Annotated in this window: 22 protein-coding genes; 5 read left to right on the top strand and 17 right to left on the bottom strand. The window is 54.9% G+C overall.

All coding sequences use genetic code 11. From position 1 onward, the window contains the following. Positions 1-190: 190 nt before the first annotated feature. Positions 191-460: a hypothetical protein gene (locus C4S74_RS22885; protein ID WP_103997648.1), complete on the bottom strand. Its 270-nt coding sequence runs from the start codon at positions 458-460 to the stop codon at positions 191-193. Between the two features lie 355 nt (positions 461-815). On the opposite strand from C4S74_RS22885, the gene C4S74_RS22880 reads away from it, so the two are divergent. Together C4S74_RS22880 and trxA are read left to right on the top strand one after the other, a co-directional pair. Next, on the top strand, positions 816-1,448 hold the full coding sequence (locus tag C4S74_RS22880) for a nitroreductase family protein (protein ID WP_103997647.1): 633 nt from the start codon (positions 816-818) through the stop codon (positions 1,446-1,448). Positions 1,449-1,603: 155 nt separating this feature from the next. Then, positions 1,604-1,921, top strand: a complete 318-nt coding sequence (gene trxA / locus C4S74_RS22875; protein ID WP_103997646.1) for a thioredoxin — start codon at positions 1,604-1,606, stop codon at positions 1,919-1,921. A 139-nt stretch (positions 1,922-2,060) separates the two neighbouring features. Here the strand turns inward: trxA and C4S74_RS22870 are convergent, their stop codons facing one another. From C4S74_RS22870 to C4S74_RS22855, 4 genes are all read right to left on the bottom strand, one after another. Next, positions 2,061-3,095 carry a hypothetical protein gene (locus tag C4S74_RS22870; protein ID WP_103997645.1) on the bottom strand — a complete coding sequence of 345 codons (1,035 nt, stop codon included), beginning with the start codon at positions 3,093-3,095 and terminating at the stop codon, positions 2,061-2,063. 227 nt (positions 3,096-3,322) lie between these two features. Next, a complete protein-coding gene (locus C4S74_RS22865; RefSeq protein ID WP_103997644.1) occupies positions 3,323-4,843 on the bottom strand; it encodes an MDR family MFS transporter in 1,521 nt (506 codons plus the stop codon). A gap of 57 nt (positions 4,844-4,900) precedes the next feature. Further along, complete coding sequence (locus tag C4S74_RS22860) at positions 4,901-5,716, bottom strand: Cof-type HAD-IIB family hydrolase (protein WP_103997643.1); 816 nt, start codon at positions 5,714-5,716, stop codon at positions 4,901-4,903. 96 nt (positions 5,717-5,812) lie between these two features. Then, on the bottom strand, positions 5,813-6,619 hold the full coding sequence (locus C4S74_RS22855; RefSeq protein WP_374755411.1) for a pseudouridine synthase: 807 nt from the start codon (positions 6,617-6,619) through the stop codon (positions 5,813-5,815). A 338-nt stretch (positions 6,620-6,957) separates the two neighbouring features. On the opposite strand from C4S74_RS22855, the gene C4S74_RS22850 reads away from it, so the two are divergent. Further along, positions 6,958-7,467, top strand: coding sequence for a thioredoxin family protein (locus tag C4S74_RS22850; protein WP_103997641.1), 510 nt, complete (start codon positions 6,958-6,960; stop codon positions 7,465-7,467). A 66-nt stretch (positions 7,468-7,533) separates the two neighbouring features. On the opposite strand, the gene C4S74_RS22845 is transcribed toward C4S74_RS22850, so the two are convergent. The 4 genes from C4S74_RS22845 to C4S74_RS22830 form a co-directional block, all read right to left on the bottom strand. Further along, the gene (locus C4S74_RS22845; protein ID WP_103997640.1) at positions 7,534-8,157 is read right to left on the bottom strand and encodes an ABC-2 transporter permease; all 624 of its coding nucleotides are present in this window, start codon (positions 8,155-8,157) and stop codon (positions 7,534-7,536) included. After that, positions 8,141-9,016: an ABC transporter ATP-binding protein gene (locus C4S74_RS22840; RefSeq protein ID WP_103997639.1), complete on the bottom strand. Its 876-nt coding sequence runs from the start codon at positions 9,014-9,016 to the stop codon at positions 8,141-8,143. The genes C4S74_RS22845 and C4S74_RS22840 overlap by 17 nt, the downstream gene beginning before the upstream one ends. After that, positions 9,013-9,399 carry a GntR family transcriptional regulator gene (locus C4S74_RS22835; RefSeq protein ID WP_103997638.1) on the bottom strand — a complete coding sequence of 129 codons (387 nt, stop codon included), beginning with the start codon at positions 9,397-9,399 and terminating at the stop codon, positions 9,013-9,015. Before C4S74_RS22835 ends, C4S74_RS22840 begins: the two co-directional genes overlap by 4 nt. Positions 9,400-9,555: 156 nt before the next feature. Next, positions 9,556-10,914, bottom strand: coding sequence for a PLP-dependent aminotransferase family protein (locus C4S74_RS22830; protein ID WP_103997637.1), 1,359 nt, complete (start codon positions 10,912-10,914; stop codon positions 9,556-9,558). 137 nt (positions 10,915-11,051) lie between these two features. On the opposite strand from C4S74_RS22830, the gene C4S74_RS22825 reads away from it, so the two are divergent. After that, on the top strand, positions 11,052-11,996 hold the full coding sequence (locus tag C4S74_RS22825; protein WP_103997636.1) for a DMT family transporter: 945 nt from the start codon (positions 11,052-11,054) through the stop codon (positions 11,994-11,996). 180 nt (positions 11,997-12,176) lie between these two features. Here C4S74_RS22825 and C4S74_RS22820 read toward each other — a convergent pair whose 3' ends face one another. The 7 genes from C4S74_RS22820 to C4S74_RS22785 form a co-directional block, all read right to left on the bottom strand. After that, positions 12,177-12,659: a GNAT family N-acetyltransferase gene (locus C4S74_RS22820; RefSeq protein ID WP_103997635.1), complete on the bottom strand. Its 483-nt coding sequence runs from the start codon at positions 12,657-12,659 to the stop codon at positions 12,177-12,179. A gap of 314 nt (positions 12,660-12,973) precedes the next feature. After that, complete coding sequence (locus C4S74_RS22810) at positions 12,974-13,393, bottom strand: DUF309 domain-containing protein (protein ID WP_103997633.1); 420 nt, start codon at positions 13,391-13,393, stop codon at positions 12,974-12,976. A 1-nt stretch (position 13,394) separates the two neighbouring features. Then, positions 13,395-14,198, bottom strand: coding sequence for a GTP pyrophosphokinase family protein (locus C4S74_RS22805; protein ID WP_103997632.1), 804 nt, complete (start codon positions 14,196-14,198; stop codon positions 13,395-13,397). A gap of 21 nt (positions 14,199-14,219) precedes the next feature. Beyond that, the gene (locus tag C4S74_RS22800) at positions 14,220-15,323 is read right to left on the bottom strand and encodes a quinone-dependent dihydroorotate dehydrogenase (RefSeq protein ID WP_103997631.1); all 1,104 of its coding nucleotides are present in this window, start codon (positions 15,321-15,323) and stop codon (positions 14,220-14,222) included. Positions 15,324-15,710: 387 nt separating this feature from the next. After that, positions 15,711-17,225, bottom strand: a complete 1,515-nt coding sequence (locus tag C4S74_RS22795) for a L,D-transpeptidase (RefSeq protein WP_181024514.1) — start codon at positions 17,223-17,225, stop codon at positions 15,711-15,713. 199 nt (positions 17,226-17,424) lie between these two features. After that, entirely contained in the window at positions 17,425-17,661 is a 237-nt protein-coding gene (locus tag C4S74_RS22790) for a ferredoxin (RefSeq protein WP_009674781.1), read from the bottom strand. Positions 17,662-17,820: 159 nt separating this feature from the next. Then, positions 17,821-19,101 carry a DNA polymerase IV gene (locus tag C4S74_RS22785; protein WP_103997684.1) on the bottom strand — a complete coding sequence of 427 codons (1,281 nt, stop codon included), beginning with the start codon at positions 19,099-19,101 and terminating at the stop codon, positions 17,821-17,823. Positions 19,102-19,358: 257 nt separating this feature from the next. On the opposite strand from C4S74_RS22785, the gene cimA reads away from it, so the two are divergent. Continuing rightward, entirely contained in the window at positions 19,359-20,975 is a 1,617-nt protein-coding gene (gene cimA / locus C4S74_RS22780) for a citramalate synthase (RefSeq protein WP_103997629.1), read from the top strand. A gap of 135 nt (positions 20,976-21,110) precedes the next feature. Here cimA and C4S74_RS22775 read toward each other — a convergent pair whose 3' ends face one another. Then, positions 21,111-21,647 (bottom strand): TlpA disulfide reductase family protein, encoded by a 537-nt coding sequence (locus tag C4S74_RS22775; protein ID WP_103997628.1) that lies wholly within the window; start codon positions 21,645-21,647, stop codon positions 21,111-21,113. Positions 21,648-21,811 lie beyond the last annotated feature (164 nt).

Raw genomic sequence — 21,811 nt, 5'->3', positions numbered from 1 at the left:
CTGACGGCGCAGGATAAGGAATGGGTAGAGCGCATGCTCAGCGCCCTGTTCTGGAAAGAACGCAACAGCCGCAACGGATAATTCCGGGCAGCCGCCTCCCGTGACAGCAGACCTTACATAAGCAAATCAAACTACCCGCGGGAGCCCAGGTCCCTGCGGGTTTTATCTTGGTTTATATGAATCCGGACGGCTAAGCGATTGAATTGGGTTTGGCCAGCCCTCCGAGATTTGCCTGTATCTCCTGGATCCGTTCGTTTTCCTGCCGCAGCTTGTCCTCTATACGTTCCGTCAAATGAGCGATCTGTTCTGCAACACTGTCCGGCACTTCAACTTCGGACAGCGACTTGATAATATACAGCAGACACTGCAGCGTATCTTCCATCACTTCTTTTTTGCGGCTTGCGATTACGACCTCCGCCAGAAAGATAAGGTGCGTCAGTTCATTTTGCAGGACACTCATTCAAGTTCCACTTCCTTCCACTTCCGATTATGACTGAAATTGTCGAATGTGAAAAGTTGCTCTTGACAGTTTGAACTGTAATATTTATTATACTAGATATAGCGTAACTAATTTAGTTACAGTTTAGTCCATCCAGACGGCATCCGTTATGCCCGGATACCCGTCCTTCTGCCGGCGGGCCTGTCAGGTTCTCCATGTTTGCCGGACGGCCGGCAGCCCGCTTTTTTTACTTTTTGACCGGAACATGGTTGGCCTGAAAAAATTGACTACGCGGAATAAGCGGAAACCAGACATGTTTTCCGTAAAACCGCACACATTACCTATAACGTTTCGAACCGCCAAAAGGAGGATATTTATGACCCAGCAGCTTTTTCCCGAAACCTTGAAAATTATTGCGGAGCGCCACTCCGTAAAATCGTACGATCCCGATTTCGTATTCCCCGAGGAGCATAAGGAGCTTATCCTGAACGCGGCCAACCAAGCCCCGTCCTCCTGGAACCTGCAGCACTGGAAATTCCTTGTGATCGACGATCCGGCCGCCAAACAGCGTCTGCTGCCGATCGCAAACAACCAGAAGCAGATCGCGGAAAGCTCCTTTGTCGTCGCCGTCCTGGGCGACCTGCAGGCGAACCTGAACGCCGAGACGATCTACGGAGCGGCTGTAGAAGGCGGATTTTTGACGCCGGAAATCAAGAACACGCTCGTGTCGCAAATTAACGGCGCCTACGCAAGCGGCGGCACTATCCCTCGGGATGAAGCGATCCGCAACGCCTCGTTCGCGTCCATGCAGCTTATGCTCGCGGCTAAAGCGCTAGGCTACGACACGTGCCCGATGGGCGGATTCAATCCGGCCGCGTTCGTGCAGGAGTTTAACGTTCCCGAGCGTTACATCCCCACTCTGCTGATCTCCGTCGGCAAAGCGGCGAAACCGGCTTATGCTTCCGGCCGCTTCCCTCTGGAGCAAGTTGTCGTCAAAAATTCGTTCTGACCTGTTTATCCGGCGGCCCGAACCGTTTAAAGACACACAGATCTAAACCCGCTTGCTCCCATTTGGGGCGGGCGCGCTCTATGGCTTTTCGCATCATCCTTTACGAGCCAGTCAAACCGTCTTACACTCAAAATTTCACACATGGAGGGATTCCTATGTCTTTGCTAAACGTATCCGATCAAACTTTCCAGGAAACGCTGGATAACAACAACCTTGTTCTCGTCGATTTCTGGGCGCCATGGTGCGGTCCCTGCAAAATGCAGAGCCCGATCCTGGACCAGCTCACGGAAGAAGCCGGCGAAGCGGTAACGATCGCGAAAATCAACGTCGACGACAACCCCGAAACGGCTTCGAAATTCGGAGTGATGAGCATTCCTACCTTGAAGCTGTTCAAAAACGGCAGCGAAGTCAAAACGATGGTAGGCGTTCAATCGCTTCAAACTTTGCAAGATCTGGTTAACCAAAACAAGTAATTGTCCGATTGTCCGGCAGCTTTCCCCCCCAAAGCCCGGCACAAACCAAAAAAGAGAGGTCCCTTTCGTCATCCGGCGAAGAGGACCTCTCTTTTTTTAGGGGTAAAACGCGGAACGCGAGCGCCGCGCCGTATGGTTATCAAACCGTAACATTTTCGAACAATAGTTCATCGATCAGCTTGTTGCGGTACAGCATGGACAGATGCAGCGAATCGTAATCCTGCTCCTTGTCCAGCTCCTCCATCAGCAGCCGGGCAATTTCTTGCCTCTGGCGGGAATCGTCGGTTTGCCGGAAATCGATAAATCCGGTCAGCTGATCCTCGCTTACGTCAATAGTGGCCGTTCCGATGGGAATGCCGCCGTACTCCTGCTCGTAAATCTCATAGGTCAGCGTATCGCCGTCGTCCCTTGCCAGAATGATCGAGTATTCGTCTTCTCCACCGTCCAGCTCGCTCAGCTCGTCTGCCTCTTCCAGCGAGATTTCGATCGAATCCACGATTTCCCCGTCAAAGCGGCTGTGGAACAAAAAGTTTTCGGTTTCTTCTTCCTGAAAATCGGCGACAATCAGATTCGCCGCAAGTTCCATCTCTTCCTCAAGCGGATCGAATACCCAGTCGAGCATACAGACGGCTTCGCTGCCGTAGATCCGGCATGACGCTTCCGCCACCAGGCGGGAGCCCGGATCAAAAAGCTGGTATTCCACCCGGCCTCGCATATCCTCCAGAAGCACCAGCTCGTAATCCGGTTCGGTATCGTAGGCGTCCTCTTCCATGGAGATGTCATCGAGTCCTTCTTCCTCGTAGTCTCCGTATACGGAGTCGTCACCGGCCCACTCCGCCGTCGTTTCATCGTCCTCATAGTCCACCGCCGGGGATTTCTCCGGAAGCAGCGGGGTGCCGATAATATGGTCATAGCTGCCATAAGTCAGTACAACGTCGCATTCCCGGATATTCATCGCGTCGACCAGCCATTGAATATGGTTGCGCACGAATGCATCCACTTCTCTTTTGCCGGCGGGAGATAAAGCGGCATCTTCAAGCTGAATACCCCCGGTCATCCGGTCCCCTTCGCGGTACACCAAACTGATAATTCCGGCAAAACGGCCGTCCACCAAGATTTCCGTCACTTCTCCGCCCGCCGTTTTGAGGTCGGGTCTTAGTACTAGCTGGGCCATTCGCTCTGCCTCCCTTATCGGTATTTTCCGGACGATGCAGCAAGTTCTGGCCAGGCCAAAACGGCTTACCCGGAAGATTCTGCTCCTAGCGTACCCGGATTCCCGGAAATATATGTGACAAGCGGGAGGCAAGCCCATAGAAAAAAAGGCCTGCCCGGAGTCTGCAGAAGCAGAGCGGACAAGCCTTTTTGATCTATCTGAGCGGAAGGTGATCTCCTTTCCATCCGTCAGGACTGCCGGGACGGTTCCGCTGCCCCTGACGGCTCCGGCTCGTCTTCGACCTTGAAGCGTTTCGGCAGCAGCAGCGTAAGCACGATACCGATGGCCGCCAGAACGAGCAGGGACCAGAAGATGCGGCTCAAGCTGAACGCGAACAAATCGCGGATGCCCGCCATCGTTTCCGGCGAGAACGCGGAACGTCCGTGGGCGTCCAGCGCTTTGTTGAGGTCGACGCCTCCGACCTTTTCGGGATGGGCCTGCTGATACGAGTGCAGCGAGGTGTTGTAGAGCATCCCGAACACCGCGATCCCCAGCGTCTGGCCCAGCGTACGGATGAACGTATGCGAGGACATGGCGGCTCCGCGCAGCTTCCAGCCCACGGCGGACTGCATCGTGATCGTATACGCCGTGAAAGCGAAGCCGAAGCCGATCCCGAACAGCGCCGTGTACACTTCAAGCGCCCATCCCGGAGTCGCGGACGTCATCAGGGCCAGGGCGACGGAACCCGCCGTGATCGCTCCTACGCCGATCAGGACGGCGGTTTTTACGCCCAGGCGTACGAAGCCTCTTCCCGCCAGAGCCGCGCCGACGGTCCAGCAGATGGACAGCGGGATCAGCGCGAAGCCCGAGCCGGTTGCCCCGCCGCCGTTCACGCTCTGCACCCAGAGAGGCAGGTAAATCGTGACCGCAACGAGAATCGCGCTGAGAATGAAGCCCGACGAGTTGATGAGCGTAAGCAGCCGGTCCTTGAACAGGTCAAGCGGCAGCATCGGCTCCGGTGATTTTTTTTCGACCGCGATAAAAATAAACAGGAAGATGACGGAGACGAGCAGCAGGCCGAGAATGACAGGCGAGCCCCAGGCATACTGGACTCCGCCGCTAAGCAGGGCATAGATCAGAGCCGTCATACTGACCGTGAACGTCACGATGCCCGGATAATCGATCGGCCGCTTCGTTTTTTCCAGATTTTCGTGCAGATAGGCGGAAATAAGCAGCATGGAAATAATGCCGAACGGAATGTTGAAATAGAAAATCCATCTCCACGAAACATAATCGACCATAAGACCGCCCGCGAGGGGCCCGAGTATACCCGAAAGCCCCCAGATGCCGCTGATCCAGCCCTGGATCTTCGCGCGTTCTTCGAACGAATAAATATCCCCGACGATAATCATCGTAACGGGGAGAATGGCTCCGGCGCCGATCCCCTGGACCGCCCGGAAGAAGATCATCATTTCCATTGATTGCGCGATTCCGCACAAAGTCGAGCCGATCAGGAACAAGCCGGTTCCGATCATAAAAATTTTCTTGCGTCCGTACAAATCGGACAACTTGCCGAATATCGGGGTAGAAACCGCAGTCGTGAGCAGGTAAATGGAAATTACCCAGCTCATCAAGTCCAGGCCGCCCAAATCGCCGACGATGCGGGGAATGGCGGTCGACACGATCGTGCCTTCGATGGAAGAAAGGAAGGTCACGACCATGATCGCCAGCAGGACTTTCGTTTTGTCGGTGTTACCGGTCCGAGTCATGGGCAGCACCGCCTTTTCTTTTTTTTAGTAACCGCCACGGGATGTCCGTTCAATCGCTTAATCCCGAGGGACCGCATGCAGGACGTGCGTTTCCAGCGCTTGCGCCACGCCGTCTTCATTGTTGGACGCGGTAATTCCGTCCGCCTGCTCCAGAACGCCGGCCGGAGAATTGGCCATCGCGATTCCGAGACCCGCGAAGGAGATCATCTCCAGGTCGTTATAATAGTTGCCGATGGCAAGCACTTCGTCCGGACGGACGCCAAGGCTTGTGCACAAGCTGCGCAGCGCGTTGCCCTTCGTCGCGTCCGCGTGCATCACGTCGATAAAATGATCCCCGCTGCGGATCATGCGGAGATCGCCGTACAGCCGGGAAATCGACCATTCCCGCTCCACCCGGTCCATGACGGCCGGGTCCGCGCTGTAAAGCGTAAATTTGACAAGCGGGACCGTCAAAGCCGTAACGTCCGCAACGAGATGCGGAGTGACGAAAAACTTTTTGTACATCGCCTCTTCGATCTCGGTCAAACGCTCCAGGTACATGTCAAACGGGGCGCACATGTCGAAGTGGACCCCGTGCTCGCGGCAGTAAGCGATCATAGGGGCAATTTGGCTCACCTGAAAGGCATACTGGTGAATCAGTTCCAGCCCGGGAGATTGAACGGTGGCGCCCCCGTTGTGCGTAATAACCGTTCCTTCCAGTCCCAGCTCCTCCAGAACCGGAATGGCGCTTGCCGGCCCGCGGCCCGTACAGAGCACGATAGAGCTGCCCTGCTCGTGTACACGGCGCACGGTTTCCCGGGTCCGTTCGGTAAGGAGATAGTCGTCATTCAGAAGCGTGCCGTCAACATCCAGGGCGATCAGTTTGTAAGTCATGGGGCAGGTCTCCTTTCCACTCCGTTATCATCTGGTATTATCTCATCTGGTATTACCACTAGCCTATGCCGTGCCTCCCAGCGTCTCCGCTTCGTCTCACTTATGTAGATCGTCGTGGGCACCGGGGGCGGAATCAAGAGAAGGCTTGCCTTGAAGCAGATCCAGCTCCTCCCGGGTCAATTCCCTGTACTCGCCCAGTCCCAAAGCAGGATCGAGCTGAAGGGGTCCCATCGAGATGCGTTTTAAATAAACGACCCGTTTGCCCACTGCCTGGAACATCCGTTTCACCTGATGAAACTTCCCTTCCTGAATGGTCAGCTCAATCTCCGAGCGCACCGGTTCGGCAGTCGTATCGCATCCCAGAATGCGGAGCCGTGCCGGCATCGTCACATACCCGTCATCCAGCTCGACGCCCGCCTCAAAAGCCTGCCTGTCGCTATCTCCGACCGCCCCTTCTACCTTGGCGTAGTACGTTTTCGACACGTGTTTGCGCGGAGAAAGGAGATTATGGGCCAGCTTGCCGTCGTTCGTAAGCAGCAAAAGCCCTTCTGTATCTTTGTCCAGCCTGCCGACGGGAAATACGTCAAAAGGCGCATAAGCATCGCCGAGCAGATCCACTACCGTGCGGTCCCGGTTATCTTCCGTTGCGGAAACGACGCCCTGCGGCTTATTCAGAAGAAGATAAACGAATTCCCGGTAAACGATTTTTTCCCCGCTTACGGTGATTTCGTCCCCCTCCGGGTCCACCTGCATTCCGCTGTCTTTAATCCGGATGCCGTTCACTTCGATGAGGCCGTTTTTGACCGCCTTTTTCAAATCGGACCGTGAACCGTATCCGAGATTGGCCAGCACCTTATCGAGCCGCTGTGTTTTCCTTTTAATCGCCCTTCCGCCTCCTTCCAGGCCATATTTTGATGGAGCCTGCCTATATTTGCTGCTTTTCCGCCCTATGAATAAAAGCCCTCTCGCCTCCTTGAATCCGGGGCCGGGGCATGTTCGGTGGACTTCCTTTTATGCGAATCGGGGTCATCGGTCGAAGCGTTCTGGTAAAGCATACCGGGCGGAATTAGTGCGGCTCCCCGTATTATAGACTATTCCGGGCCTGCTTGCACCTTCGGTCTGACAAAAAAACAGGAAATCTTTCACGATTTTCTCACTTTTTCATGAAGTATAAGCAGGATTTGCGTTCTTTCGTCTCGAAATTATTCTAGCTAAACAAGTAACCTTATAAGGAGTGAATTATGAAAAAATTAGCGATTTACTTAGGCATTATCGTTGTCCTTTTCGCCGCTATCTTCATGGTCACGAAATCTTCCAACAAAGGCAACGACGAAGCGGCCAACAAGCTTTACGGCGTATCCGCCTCCAAGCTGAAGCCGGCCACTCAGAAACTGCTTGAAGATCCGAATTACCAGAACCTGATCAAACCCGAAGAGCTCGACAAACGCATCGCGAACAAAGAAAGCTTCTTCCTGTACTACTACGGCGCGGATTGTCCCCACTGTAAAGTAACGACGCCTGTACTTGTTCCGCTGCAAAAAGAGCTTGGCATCGACGTGAAGCAGTTTAACCTGCTTGAATTCCAGGACGGCTGGAAAAAATATAACATCGAATTTACGCCCACACTCGTATACTACAAAGACGGCGTAGAGGTAGAACGCATGGTCGGCGGCGTGCCGGAAAACGGCGGAACCGAAGGCAACACGCGTGAGAAGTTCAAAGAATTTTTCCTCAAACATAACGGCAAGTAAATCAAAGAAGCAGCGGAGCTTATCCGCTGCTTTTGTTATTTTATTCCCGCTCCCCGGAGCGGCTGTTCAAAAATCTTTCTTTTTCATGATTCCGAGCGAAATCAGATAAGAAACGAAAAATGCAGACACTCCCGCCAACGTGATAACCGTGACTGCCGCCGGGGAAGGAAGCCCCCATTTGTCCGTCGCTCCTACAATGAAGCCCAGCATGGAAGTCGACGCGAACAGCAGAATCATCATGATGACGCTGATTACCTGAAGGTACTTGTCACCCAGCCAGTAATGCAGCGGAAGGTAAATCGCCGCATACATGAGCAGCATAATGCCGAGAAGCCCCGAGGTTCCCCAGTAGAAAGCGGATACGCCGCCCATTCCCCGGATCATCGACGTTGCCGTGCTTACGACAAAACCGATCCCCGCTCCCAGTACACCGAACAGGAGAACGCTCACATACCTGGCGCGCACGATGTCCGAGCGCCGCACGGGAAGGCTGCCCAGCAGGATGAAATTACGGTTCTTCACGTCGTGATTCGCGGAAATAAACAAGAGCATGATGGAGGGAACAAGCTGGACCACTACACCGCCCATCCGGGAACCGGAAAAAGAGACGGCAAAGAAAACGACATAGACGGCCATCCACAAGAGCTCTTTTCTCATCACGCGGAAATCTTTGCTAAGCAGTGCCAGCATGGCTGTTCCCTCCTTTGACCGTGTAGACCATGATATCTTCCAGTGTGGCGGGCTCGATGACCGCGTAGCCTCCGAACAGCTTTTCCGCCTGCGGCCGGTTATAAACCAGGCCTTGGAAGCCTACGGACGTTTCCCGGATGGAAACGAACTGCCTGCGGATGTCCGCATCGAGCAGCTCTGTCCCTCCTTTTACGATGGCATACCGTTCCTGGACGTTATCCTTGCTTTCACTGAATACGAGCTTCCCCCGGTTCATAAAAGCGATGTAATCCGCGACCCGGTCCAAGTCCGTCGTAATGTGCGTGGAGAACAGAATCGTATGCTGTTCATCCTGCATCAGATCGGCCAGCAGATCGAGCAGCTCTCGCCGGAAAACCGGATCGAGCCCCGCGGTCGGTTCGTCCATCACCAGAAGCTTGGCCCCGTGGGATAGAGCCGCGGCCAGGCCGAACTTCATCTTCATACCTTTGGATAAGTCCGAAATCTTCTTGCCGGACGGGAGCTCGAACTGCTCCAAATACGTTTGAAACTGGGCTTCGTCCCATTTCGGGTAAAAGGAAGCGAGAAGCCTGCCGGTCTGCCGGACGGTCAGATGCTCGTAGAAATGGCTCTGATCCGATACAAAACCGATCATTCCCTTGATCTCCTTCTCCCGCTCCGGCATCTCCATTCCTTCTATGAAGACGCGCCCCTGCTCCGGAATAACGAGATGGAGCAAAATTTTGATCAGGGTGCTCTTGCCCGCGCCGTTAGGTCCGATCAGACCCGTAATGTATCCTTTCGGAACTGCAAAGGACAAATCCTGAATGTTGAAATTGGGATACGTTTTGGAAATATGCTGAAATTCCACCGCATTCATCGAATGTCTTCCTCCTCTTCATACAGCGCTTTGACGGTCTCGACCGTTTCTTCCACCGTTATTCCCAGGCGCTTTGCTTCCCGGACGGCTTCCGACAATTTCGCTTCGAACTGCTTCAGCTGCTGTTCCCGGATATATTCCCGGTTAAGACCGGAGACGAAGGAGCCTTTACCGACGACCGAGTCGATCAGCCCTTCCTTCTCCAGCTCCTCGTAGGCTCGCTTCGTCGTGATTACACTGATTTGCAGGTCTTTGGCCAGCTGCCGGATCGACGGCAGACCTTCACCGGGAAGCAGCTCCCCCTGCAGAATTTGGCGCTGAATCTGCTGCCGGATCTGCTCGTAGATCGGCTCGCCTGAACTCTGCGAAAGAATAATGTTCATAGTTCACCCGCTTCGCATTCGATCTGTTTATATTGTATATGTATACTATATACAATATGTACAATAGTGTCAATGTCCTTTTGAGCCTATAAAAAAACGGCAGACCGCTTGGAGCAGTCTCCGTTTTTTGTCTGACGGCCGCCGGTGCAGGAGGCATTAGCGGACTCCGTAACGTCCCAGCTCCTCCATGAGCAGCCGGATCCCTTTGCGGATTTCATCCTCTCCCGCTTGGGAGACATTCAGCTTCAAATAATTGTCGCGCGGAAAACCCGGCAGATAGTGCTTGCCGATCGGTTCGATCACCACCGATTTTTTGCGCAGCCTCTCCGCCAGCTGCGTTTGGGGCACGGACGCGTTCAGCAAAAGGTGCGTATGGACGGGAGACTGCGCCTCCCCTTCCACCATTTCCTGTACTGCATCGCATGCAAGCGGTCTATACTCCTCAAGCATTCGCCGGAGCACCCGCGACCTGGCCGCGTAGGCGGCTTTGATTTTATGCTTGTGACGTTCGAACATACCGCTTCTCAAATAAATTTCCAGCGCACCCTGGGAAATCATCGAGCTGTCGATGTCGGCAATCCGTTTATAGCGGCTGAAAAGGTCCACAAGGCTTGCGGGGATAACTGCCATGCCGATGCGGAGACCGGGGAACATGATTTTGGAAAAGCTTTTCAAATAAATCACGCGCGCCCCTCCATCGTAAGCATGAATCGGATCGGCTTTGCCGTCCGGCTCCAAGTCGGCCAGATAGTCGTCCTCCACCACATAAACATCGTACTTGCGGGCAAGGGCCGCGATTTTCTTCTTTACTTCCGTAGGGTATGAGCTGCCTAGCGGGGCGTGAAACCTCGGCATCGTATAAAAGAACTTGACCGGCTCCGTCTTGAAAAGCCGCTCCAGCTCGTCCAGATCGATGCCTTCCCGCGAACGCCGTATTCCCATGACCGGAACTCCGTGCGTCACGAGCTGTTCGATGAACAGGTGGTAGCCGGGCTGCTCGATCAGCACCTTCGTCTTCCCGTTCGGGAAAGGAAGCGCGGCCAGAATGGCCAGCGCCTGCTGCACGCCGGATACGACAAACAGGCTTCCGACGCTTGTGAACACCTGATAATCCGCAAGCAGCTTCTGCATCCTTACGAGCAGCTCAGGCAGCCCTTGAGGCGTCCCGTACACAAACAAATCGTTTTTGTACGTATCGATCGCTTTGTTTATGCAGTGCTGGAAATCCAGATATGGGAAAAAGGCCGGATCCGGAGCCGAGACGGCAAAGTTGATATCGTCCGCCGGGACCGGAACGGAATCACACGACATTTTAACGACAAAATATCCGCTTCTGGGCATGGAATAAATCAGATGCCGGCTCTCCAGCTCCTCCAGCGCACGGATAACGGTGCTTTTGTTGACCCGGTAGCTTTCGGAAAGCTGCCTGATGGAGGGAAGTTTGCCGCCTTCCTTATAGCGCCGGTCCGCGATCTGCCGCTCCAGATCGGTTAAAATTTCTTCATATTTGTGCATGCTTCCCCTTCTTCATTGAATCTGTACCGGTACAGATCATCTTTTTCACCTATTGTAGCACAGGTACAATCCCCTTAAAATCTAGATAAGGACCTTAATAAACCGCTCTGCATGCAAGCTCTAAGGAATAGATCGCCATGAAAACAGCACCGCTCGCCAAAGCTTATCTGTCCGCCGTACTTTACGCCCTGATCATCGGGTTATCCTTTATATTCGTAAAAACCGCCCTCGTTTCCACGGGGCCGTTCGACCTGCTGGCTCACCGGTTTACGGTTTCCCTGGCCGCCCTGCTTGTGTTCCTTGCGATCAGCGGAAAGCGGCTGAACATCCGGAAGCGGGATTATTTAGCCATCCTCCCGATGGCCGTGCTGTATCCCGTTCTGTTTTTTGCTTTTCAAACCTTCGGCCTGGTACAGACGTCCGCTGCCGAAGCCGGAATCATTCAAGCCGCAGCTCCCGTGTTCACCATGATGCTCGCTTCGGTTATGCTGAAGGAACGAACAACCACCCGGCAGAAGCTGTTCATCGCCCTCTCGGTGGCAGGCGGTGTTTATATTTTCGCCATGAAGGGGCTGGACTTTCGCACACTGAACGGGGCCGGGCTGTTCCTGATCCTGCTGTCCGCTCTTTCTTCCGCCGGATACAGCGTGCTCGCGAGAAAATTAAGCCGCAGCTATTCGCCGCTCGACCTGACGTTCGTATCGCTGCTTTTCGGCTTCATCGCGTTTAACGGATTTGCGGTCATCCGCAGCACCGCCCAAGGCACGCTTCCGCACTATTTCGAGCCTTTCGGCGATCTCACGTTCACCGTCTCGGTCGTTTTTCTGGGCGTGCTGTCCTCGCTGGCGAGTTCATTTCTGTCCAATTACTCCCTCTCCAAAATGGAGGCTTTCAAAATAAGCATTTTCAGCCAGTTGGCCACGATCGTAACCATGGCGGCCGGTGTGCTCATTCTTCATGAGAAACTGGCGTATTTCCACTTGATCGGAGCCGCTCTGATGATAGCCGGAGTGGTCGGCGTATGCCTCCCCGCTTCTCCCCGGAAGATGTCCGGACAGCCGGCAAAAAAATCGGAGGCTTAATTCCGCAGATTCCGCAGATTTCACAGACTCCGCAGACTCTGCAGACTCTACTGACTCGACAAAGTCCGCAGGCAAAACAAAAAGGCCGTGACATTCACGGCCTTTTCTTCGTCTTCCTTGTTCCGGGTTGTCGGCTTCCGGCCGGATGCGAAGTACCGGCTCCTCGTCCCGGACCCCGCCTTAAAGAGAGACGCGCATATGTATGCCCGCCAATCGCTCCCCGTCCGGTCCCGTTTTCTCCGACACGTCATAAAGGCGGAAACCGAGCTTCGTATACAAGAGAAGCGCGGGTGTGTTCGTATTGTGGCAGATGAGGTTAAGATACGGGGCATGGAACTCCCGTTTCGCTTTGTCCATCATCGTCCGAATCAGATAGGAGGACGCTCCTTTACCCCGGTAGCCCGGCGCCACAATCACGTTTCCGAGCCAGCATTCCGCCCCCCGGACACAGTCGTACAAATTGGCGTATGCCGCGATTTCCCCGCCTTCGGCTGTTATAACAGTCGGGCAAAACCGGGTTTTCAGCGTTTCGCGAATCTGCTCCGGCGTTAACGGATACACACCCTTCGGATACATGTAAAACAGCTCTCCCGCATGCCGGGGCAGCCCGCTTATCACATCCAGATCGTCTGGCGACAAGGGCCTGTTTTGATAATCCGCCATACTCCCCCACTCCTTTTCGTATGTAACGTATCACTCCGCGCACCGCATACCGGGTACTGAGTACCACGTAACACGCAGCGAGCACGCGTAACACCTGCCGGAGAACGCCGCTTTCCCGCCCGTTCCGGGTCTCTGTCCCCGCTTGCAAAAAAACCGGCCGGGCCTTGTGCCTGCCGGTTCCTTTTCCGCCGCTTCGTTCAGAATCCGAGCCGCCTCATAAACTGTATCCCGTTTCCGAAACGGGTCGCTGCATGAAAACAGCCCGAAGCGGGAAATCATCATCGTAATTTGCGTATGATGCCAGCCGGGAACCATCACGATTCCTCCCTGTCCGTTTCCGGTCCGGCTTGAAGCTGACTGACGCGCCCCGCAAGCTCCTCACCCACGATGCGAATATCCAGGGGATACGGTTCGAACGGTCTCTCCCGGTTATTCCGGAGCTTGATGAGATAGGCCTCCGCATCCCGCAGCAGCAGGGCGAGATTTATTCCGAGGAGCATGTCCGGGTACCCCTGCAGCTTCGCGATCCCCGATTCCATCAGTTTAACGGCTCCCGACACGTTAGCGTTCTGATGATGATACAGCCCTACGGCAATCTGGAGCAGCCCCTGGTAAAACGGCTTCCTGCCTTCCTCCAGCCAAAGGGTTTCCATCACTTCGTGGCATTCGTAGTAATCCCGGTTCACATTAAACTCGCGCAAAAAAGCGATGTACAAAGGATCGTAGGGACGCAAATCAGCGCTCCCCTTTTTTCGCCCGCTTGATGGCTTCCTGGATTTCATCCTGGAGTTCGCGCATGGCCCGCGTATCGTCCTTTTCGAAAATTTCATTAAACCGCATCTGGAATTGGACCGCTTCCCGAACCCGGTGATAGAAGTACAGCACCTGGATGCAGTTCAGAATGACGGTAACCAGATTCGAATTGTCTTCGAACAGCTTCTGCGCTTCGACGATTTCGCCGCGGATGTTGGACATTTCCTGATCCAGCAGATAAGCGGCTTCGGCCGCCCGGCTTAGTCTTGTGCGGACCTCCTCCGGGAGCATACTTTCCTTGTATTTATAATTCAGGGAATGCTCGATGGTCGCCCAGAAATTCATCGCCAAAGTACGCAGTTGAATTTCGCCAAGCACCTTTTTCATCCCAAGAGAGGTCTGAACCGGATATTCGATAATAATATGAAAGCTGCGATAACCGCTTTCCTTCTTGTTGGCGATATAATCTTTCTCGTAGAGCACTTTCATATCTTTACGCTGGTGAATCAGCTCGCGCATCGTTTCGATGTCTTCCACGAACTGGCACATGATGCGGATGCCCGCGATATCCTCGATGCCGGTTTCGAGTTCGTCCATCGGCACGTTCAGCTTTTTGGCTTTATCCAAAATGCTGGAAATTTTTTTAACCCGCCCGGTCACGAATTCGATCGGAGAATATTCCTCGCGGTTTTTAAGTTCCGCCCGGAGCGTTTTGAATTTAATTTTGAGTTCTTCTACGGTCTGTTCATAAGGAAACAGAAATTTCTTCCAATCTCTTCCATCCATAAGAACTGCCTCCACTTCCGGTCAAAGTCGACGTTGATCTGCCCCGATCGCCTCGGAAATATGGGTAAAGCCGTCTTTTTTAAGCAGGGTCGACAAACCTTCATTCAATTTCTTCAAAAGTCCCGGACCTTCGTATATAAGCGCCGTATATACCTCGACGAGGCTCGCTCCCGCCCGGATTTTGTCATAGGCATCCTGCGCGGTGAAAATCCCGCCGGAACCGATAATCGGGATGCGTCCTTCCGTCATCCGGTACACGCGCGAAATAAGCTCGGTCGACCGGTTTGTCAGCGGACGTCCGCTCAGGCCCCCTGCCTGATCCCGATTGGGATGATTCAAACCGTCGCGTCCAAGCGTCGTATTCGAAACGATAATTCCGGAAACCCCGCTGCCGCCGATGACGGCAATCGTATTTTCCAGTTCGGTGTCGGTCAGGTCGGGCGCGATTTTGACGAGAACAGGCTTGGCCGCGCCGCCGTTACGCTCGTGTTGAATCTTCATCTCGCCCGTAACCGCATGAAGCAATCTCTGCAGATCATTGCCATGCTGCAAATTACGCAGATCGGGCGTATTCGGTGAAGAGATATTAACGACGAAAAAGTCGCCGTGCCCGTACAAAGTCCGGATGCAGGAGCGGTAATCTTCCTCCGCCTGCTCGTTGGGCGTCGTCTTGTTCTTCCCGATGTTGACCGCCACCGGAATCGGACGGCTGCCGAGGCGGCTCATATTTTGCGCCATCGCCTCCGCGCCGATATTGTTGAAGCCCATCCGGTTAATCAGGGCTTCATCTTCCGGAAGCCTGAAAAGCCGCGGCTTGTCGTTGCCGCTCTGCGGCTTGGGGGTAACGGTCCCCACTTCCATAAATCCGAATCCCATTCTGGAGAACCCCTCCACCGCCTGGGCATTCTTATCCAGTCCGGCGGCAAGTCCTACCGGATTAGGGAACGCGATTCCCCACAGCGTGCTGTGCAGTTCCGGAGCATGCCCGAACCCCCAGGCAGCGCCGATAACGGATGACATGCCAGGAATTTTGGCAGCCGTTTTAAGTCCGTTAATCGTCAAATGGTGCGCCTTCTCCGCGTCCAGGCGAAACAGGACCGGCTTGGCGATCTTCTTGTATACCATATAGTTGACACTCCGTTCCTCAGTACTCTCATCTGTCAGTTTATCGCGTTCCACGCGAGAATGCAAAGATTTTTACCCGTACAGAAACCTGTGACGAAGGTGCATAACTCCCTTTAAACCGCATTAAACACGAACGAAATATATTATAACACATAAATCGTTCGTTTTATCACTCGTTCCGTACAAACGTTTGGTTATTTTGAGCGTTAATTGCGGCAGAACCTATTTCTACAAAACGGATCGCTTTAATCAGCTTTAAAAAAGGCGTATTTAAGCGGCGCTCCCCCGTTTCCCGTGCCGCGCAGAATTTGCCTCCCAATGACAAAAAAGCGCCTTCCCCGCACTGGGCAGGGAAGGCGCTCTCGCATCCGCCTTAACGGACGGGATTTAATCCAGCCAGCGGTACACTTTACCCGGATTGGTTTCCTGAACCTCCGAAGGAAGCTTGAATGCTCCCTTCGGGCCGAATCCGGCCCCTGGTGTTCCGCTTCCTTTAGCTGCACCCGCGCCTCCGGGACCGTCTCCAACGAGCCCCGCGGGGAGCAGCCCGCTGCCGATGGTGACCTTCGTCCCTTTCGGCGCCATATCGAAAAGCTCCTCCACGTCTTCCTGTTTCATCCGGATGCAGCCCAGCGATTCGTCCTTGCCGATCGAGGACGGGTGCCTGGTCCCGTGGATCGCATAGTCCGTATCGGACAGCGTCATCCCCCGCGTGCCGAACTCGCCTTTCGTCCGCCCCTTCGGATTGCGGACTTTCTCGGAGACGGCGAATTCGCCGAGCGGCGTCCGAGCGCCTCCGAGACCGACCTCGTAGCTCCGCACGACGGTCCGGCCGCTCACGAGCGCCAGCCGGTGCAGCTTCGTGTCCACGAGGATGGCCAGCGGCTCGCTGAGCGCCGCCTCCGCGGCGGCGGAAGAGGCGGGCGGCTTCGTGCCGGGGCCCGCTTCCGTGCCGGCAGCCCCGGCTGTCCCGCCCGCGGCTCCTCCGCCCGCGGCAGCCGCCTCCCGTACAAGCGGGAACGCTTCCCGCATGTACGGCGTAAGTCCCGACATCACGTTGTCGGGATACGGCCTCAGCAGCTCCTCCGGGCGCTCCGGCAGCTTCCCGCTCGCCGCGCGGTAAGCCTCCATCGCCGAGCGCAGCACGAGGAGCTGCTCCTGGCGCTGCCGCCAGGCTCCCGCAGGCTCCGCGAAGCGGCCGGGGTCGTCCGGGCGGCAGTTGCAGGCGGCGGCGTCGAAATAGGCGATCGCCGCCGCTTCTGCCGGCCCGCCGCTTGCGACCGACAGGAGCGGCTTCAGCGGCCGGTGCCAGGCGATCCAGCCGCCTCCCGGCCCGTCCGCGCCCTGCGCGGACAAGAGGACGGCTTCGCCGCCTGCCCGCCTGTCGCGCAGCAGCATCTGTCCGAGCGATCCGCTCGCGGACTTTTCTGCGGCGGAGGAGCCCTCCGCCGCCAGGTAGACGCGAAGCTCCCCGTCCGCAGCCGGGAGTTCCGCCGATGCGGCGCCGCTTCCGCCGGGGCGCCCGTCTCCCGCGTCCGGTCCCGCCGGGGAAGGCAGCAGCATGATCAGCGCCAGCAGGGCGGCCGTCAGCGCCGCTTTTCTGCGGCGGCTCCGCTTGGCCGCCGTCTTCAGCTCCTGCGGCCAGGGGACGGAGGAATCGAGCGCCGACCAGTCGACGGTTATTTTCCGCTTTTCGAACGCTTCATAGATTTCGCCGGACTGCGCATAACAGTAAGCCGCTTTCCCCCGGTCTCCCCGGGCCGCATACTCCCTGCCGAGCAAGTACCACGCCATCCGCTGGTCCGGATGATCCCGGACATATTCTTTCAGGTAAACCCGGTCTTCAATGGGATTGTGCCTCAAAAATCGGGCCAGTTTCTCGTCCGGTTTTTCTGTGCTCACTTTTTTCACCGCCTGCTTCAAGGATTACCGGTGCTTCTTTTCCTTTTATCGGCAGGAGAACTCCTTCCGTTGAATTTCCTTTTAAAAATGTCTATTATTCTATTTTTTTCTCTCTTTTTGATCTTTTCCGACAATAACAGACAAAAAAGCCCTGTTTCCTATGGGGAAACAAGGCTTTATTTGTATAAAGAAAGAGATCTTACATATTGAAAGGAGTATCGGCCACTTTGATCGAATCGGTCGGGCAGCCGTCTTGCGCATCCTGCAGATCGTCGTACAGATCTTCCGGAATTTCGGTTACGCCGTGGTTACCGTCGTTTTCGTAAATCACTTCCGCAATACCCTCGTCATCGTAGTCGTAAATATCTGGAGCAGTTGCGCCGCAAGCTCCGCACGCAATGCAGGTGTCTTTTTCCACCCATGTATACTTAGCCATATATGAATTCCTCCTCTAATAGTCCTCCATTGTCCACTATAATATAAAGTATTCGAAAGTTCAACGGAAAGTACAAGTGAAAAGCCAGCCGCCGCGCGGTGTCCGGCTCTTCCCCTTTAAGATTTCATTCCGGGCCGGATGTTATTCGGCTTCCGGCTTTTATAACGGGAATGAATCTCCGTCGGGGTCTTTCTGCAAAGAAGTTCCCCTCCGTTTGCGGTTGCGGATATGCGCCGAAGGATTGTCTCCGATCATCCCCGCGGTGAGCACCGCATCTTCGCCGAATTTATCCCGGAGCGCGTCCATGATTTCGCTCAGTTTGTCCTTCTTCGGCTGCTGCTCGTAACTGAACAGATCGAGCTGAATGGCCGCCTCTTCCTTCGGAGTCAGGTTCTGGCCCGTGATGCCGAGGAGGCGGATCGGCTTTTCCGGCTCCCAGTGCCGCTCGAACAGCTCGCACGCGGCCTTGTACAGATCTTCGTGGTGATCGGTCGGGACGTTCAGCGTCACATTCCGCGTGATCGTCTTCATATCGGGGTCCCGGATCGTGATCTGCACAGTCGAAGCCATCAGTTTCTGATGCCTGAGCCGGCGCCCGACCTGGTCCGCCAGATTCAGGAAAACACGAAACACTTCCTTGCGGTCGGTATAATTGTATGGAAGCGTCGTCGTATGTCCGACCGATTTATTCGGCTCGCGCTCCGGGTTTACTTCCGAACGCGAAATGCCGTTGGCGGCCTGCTTGAGAGCGGGTCCGCTTATGCCGAACGACTTGCGTAGAAGCCCTTCGTCGGCGGCCGCCAGTTGGCCGATCGTGTGAATTTGCAGCTTTTGCAGCTTCTCGGCCGTCTTTCTGCCGATGCCGTACAATTCTCCGCACGGCCGGTCCCAGAGAACCTTCGGCACGTCCCGCAGACGAAGGACAAACAACCCGTTCGGCTTTTTCATATCGGAAGCCATCTTGGCCAGAAGCTTGTTGGGCGCCACGCCGACCGAACAGGGCAGTCCGAGCTCTTCGCGTATCCGGGTCTGAATCTCCTCCGCGATCTGAAGCGGGGTTCCGAACTGCTTGGAACCCGTTATGTCCACATAACATTCATCAATGGACATGGTCTCGACCATCGGTGAATAATCATAGACTATACGGCGGAAGCCCCGGGAAAACTGCCGGTACAAATCGAAGTTCGGCTTGATGAGCACCAGCTCCGGACAAAGCCTCATCGCCTGCCGGACAAGCATGCCCGTTTTGACGCCGCGCGCCCTGGCGGGATAGGAGGAGGTTACGATGATGCCTTTGCGCTGCTCGACGCTGCCCGACACCGCGATCGGCTTGCCTCGGTACAACTCGGGCTCCACGACTTCGTGTACGGAACAGTAAAACGCGTTCATATCAATATGTAAAATGACTCGTCCGTTTTTGGGATACCCTTCCTGTACCATCATCCCGGTTTCCTCCTTCCCGCGGGACGCTTAAAGTCCCGAATTATGTATCTAAAGCACGTGCGGCGCACTTTGTCCTCGTTATTTCTTCTCATTCTTAGTCTATTCCTGTCCGCTTTCGGAATCAAGAACGGCTATCGTCCAAAATTTGCGAAAATTCATTCTTTATGGGTGAAATTATGGTATAATCGTGCATTATACATTCGAGAAAACATTCAAAAAATGAACAGCCACACGTTTAGAGGGGGAGCACCGAAATGTCCGATTCAATCAAAATCTTTGACACTACGCTTCGTGACGGAACCCAGGGCGAAGGAATCAGCCTGTCCGTGGAGGACAAACTGAAAATTGCCCAGAAGCTCGACGAGCTGGGCGTTCATTATATAGAAGGCGGCTGGCCCGGAAGCAACGGCAAAGACATTGAATTTTTTAACCGTGTTCAGGAACTGAATCTTAAGCATGCGAAAGTAACGGCATTCGGCAGCACCCGCCGCAAGAACACCAGAGCCGAAGAAGATCCCAATCTGACGACGCTGGTGGCATCCGGCGTTAAAGTCGCGACGATTTTCGGAAAATCGTGGGATTTTCACGTTCACACCGCCATTCAGACGACGCTGGAAGAAAATCTGGCGATGATTTTCGATTCCGTCCGTTATCTGAAAAGCTGCGGTCTTGAAGTGATTTACGACGGCGAGCATTTTTTTGACGGCTACAAAAACAATCCCGACTACGCGATCCAGACGATCCGTCAGGCGCAGGAAGCCGGCGCGGACTGGATCGTGCTTTGCGATACGAACGGCGGATCGATGCCGGAAGAGATTTTCGAGATCGTCACGGAGGTCAAGAAACAGATCACGACTCCCGTAGGCATCCACGCCCACAACGACTGCGAGCTGGGGGTCGCCAACTCCCTGGCAGCCGTAAGGGCCGGCGCCCGACAGGTCCAAGGCACGATGAACGGATACGGCGAGCGCTGCGGCAACGCGAATCTGTGCTCCGTCATTCCGAATCTGCAGCTTAAGCTCGGCTTCGCCTGCATTTCCGATGAGCAGCTGGAATCGCTGGGGCCCGTCGCCCGTTACGTCAGCGAGATCGCGAACATGCACATGCCGATGAACCAGCCGTACGTCGGCAGCGCGGCTTTCGCCCACAAAGGCGGCATCCACGTGTCCGCTATTCTCAAGCACGCGAGCACGTACGAGCATATCGTTCCCGAGAAGGTCGGCAACAAACAGCGCGTTCTCGTTTCGGAGCTCGCGGGACAGAGCAATCTCGTGTCGAAGGCGGCCGAGCTCGGCCTCAATCTGGAGCAGCAGGACGGCAAAGCGAAAGAAATCATTTCGCGCATCAAAGACCTCGAACACGAGGGGTACCAGTTCGAAGGTGCGGATGCTTCGCTGGAACTGATGATGCGTGAAGCTTCCGGCGAGCTTCAGGAGCCGTTCGTGCTGGAATCGTTCAAAATTTTCGTGGAAAAGTCGGCGGAGCGCCCGGTAAGCTCCGAAGCTTTCGTCAAGGTGAACGTGCACGGCGAGTCCATGTACACCGCCGCGGAAGGCGACGGTCCCGTCAACGCGCTCGATAACGCGCTGCGTAAAGCGCTGCTGCCTTTCTACCCGGACATTCACAAGATGCACCTGTCCGACTATAAGGTACGCGTGCTTGACGACAAAGGAGCCACCGCTTCCAAAGTCCGCGTTCTCATCGAATCCCGCAATTTCGAGAACGAATGGAATACCGTCGGCGTTTCCTCCAATATTATCGAAGCCAGCTGGCACGCGCTCGTCGACAGCTTCCGGTATGCTCTGATCGGCAAGTCCTGCGTCGCGAGAGAATCGCTCGATCCAAGACCGGTCGGTCTTGTGAACCATTAATTAGTTTACTTTACAAAAAGATAAGCCCCGTTTCCTCCGTGCAGGCCAGCTTGGCCTGGACACGGACCCGAAACGGGGCTTTTTTGTTTTACGGAAAATCGCGACGGGACTAGACGCCAGAGATCCCCCTACCTTCTAGCTCCCCTTGATCAGAGCTTTAATTTTCTTCTCCCATTCCGCCTTTGGAAGAAGGTTTACCACTTCCCGGACGACTCCGTTCCTGTCTACGAGGAAGCTCGTCGGGATAGCCAGAAACTTGAACGATTCCGAAACTTTACCGGGTTCGTCGAGCAGCACCGGAAAATTGATGCCGTACTCCTTGGCGAACGCCCTCGCCTTTTGCTCGTCATCCTGACTCGTTACATTTATCGCCACCAGGTCCACTTTGTCCCCGTATTTTGTCTGAAGATCAATCAAATCCGGCACTTCCATCTTGCACGGACCGCACCAGGACGCCCAGAAATTCAAAATTAGCGGCTTATCGCGCGCGCCTCCGACCTTGTAAAGCTTACCTTCCAAGTCCGGCAGGCTGAAAGAAGGCACAAGCATGCCGGGCCGGGGGCCCGTTTGGGTAGGCGCAGCCGCTTGTTTTTCGTCTTTTTTGCCCATCTGGACAAGTATAGCCGCGGCCAGAAGAAACACGATGGCCAGAATCGCTGCATTCCGTTTCAATTTCAGCCCTCATTTCCGCATCATTCGCTTTTTATTCTATCACACGGGAAGCTCAAAATCAGGTACATACACTGTCAGTATCTCCATCTTTATCCGATTCCAACATTATGAACGGTTTAAAAAGTATGATCTTCCGACCCGGGGAAACCCTATCCGTACCAAGT

The sequence above is a fragment of the Paenibacillus sp. UNC499MF genome, assembly GCF_900107975.1.
GTDB lineage: Bacteria > Bacillota > Bacilli > Paenibacillales > NBRC-103111 > Paenibacillus_F.
The sequence above is the reverse complement of the archived record's forward strand: the minus strand, read 5'-3'. Positions and strand labels throughout refer to the sequence as shown.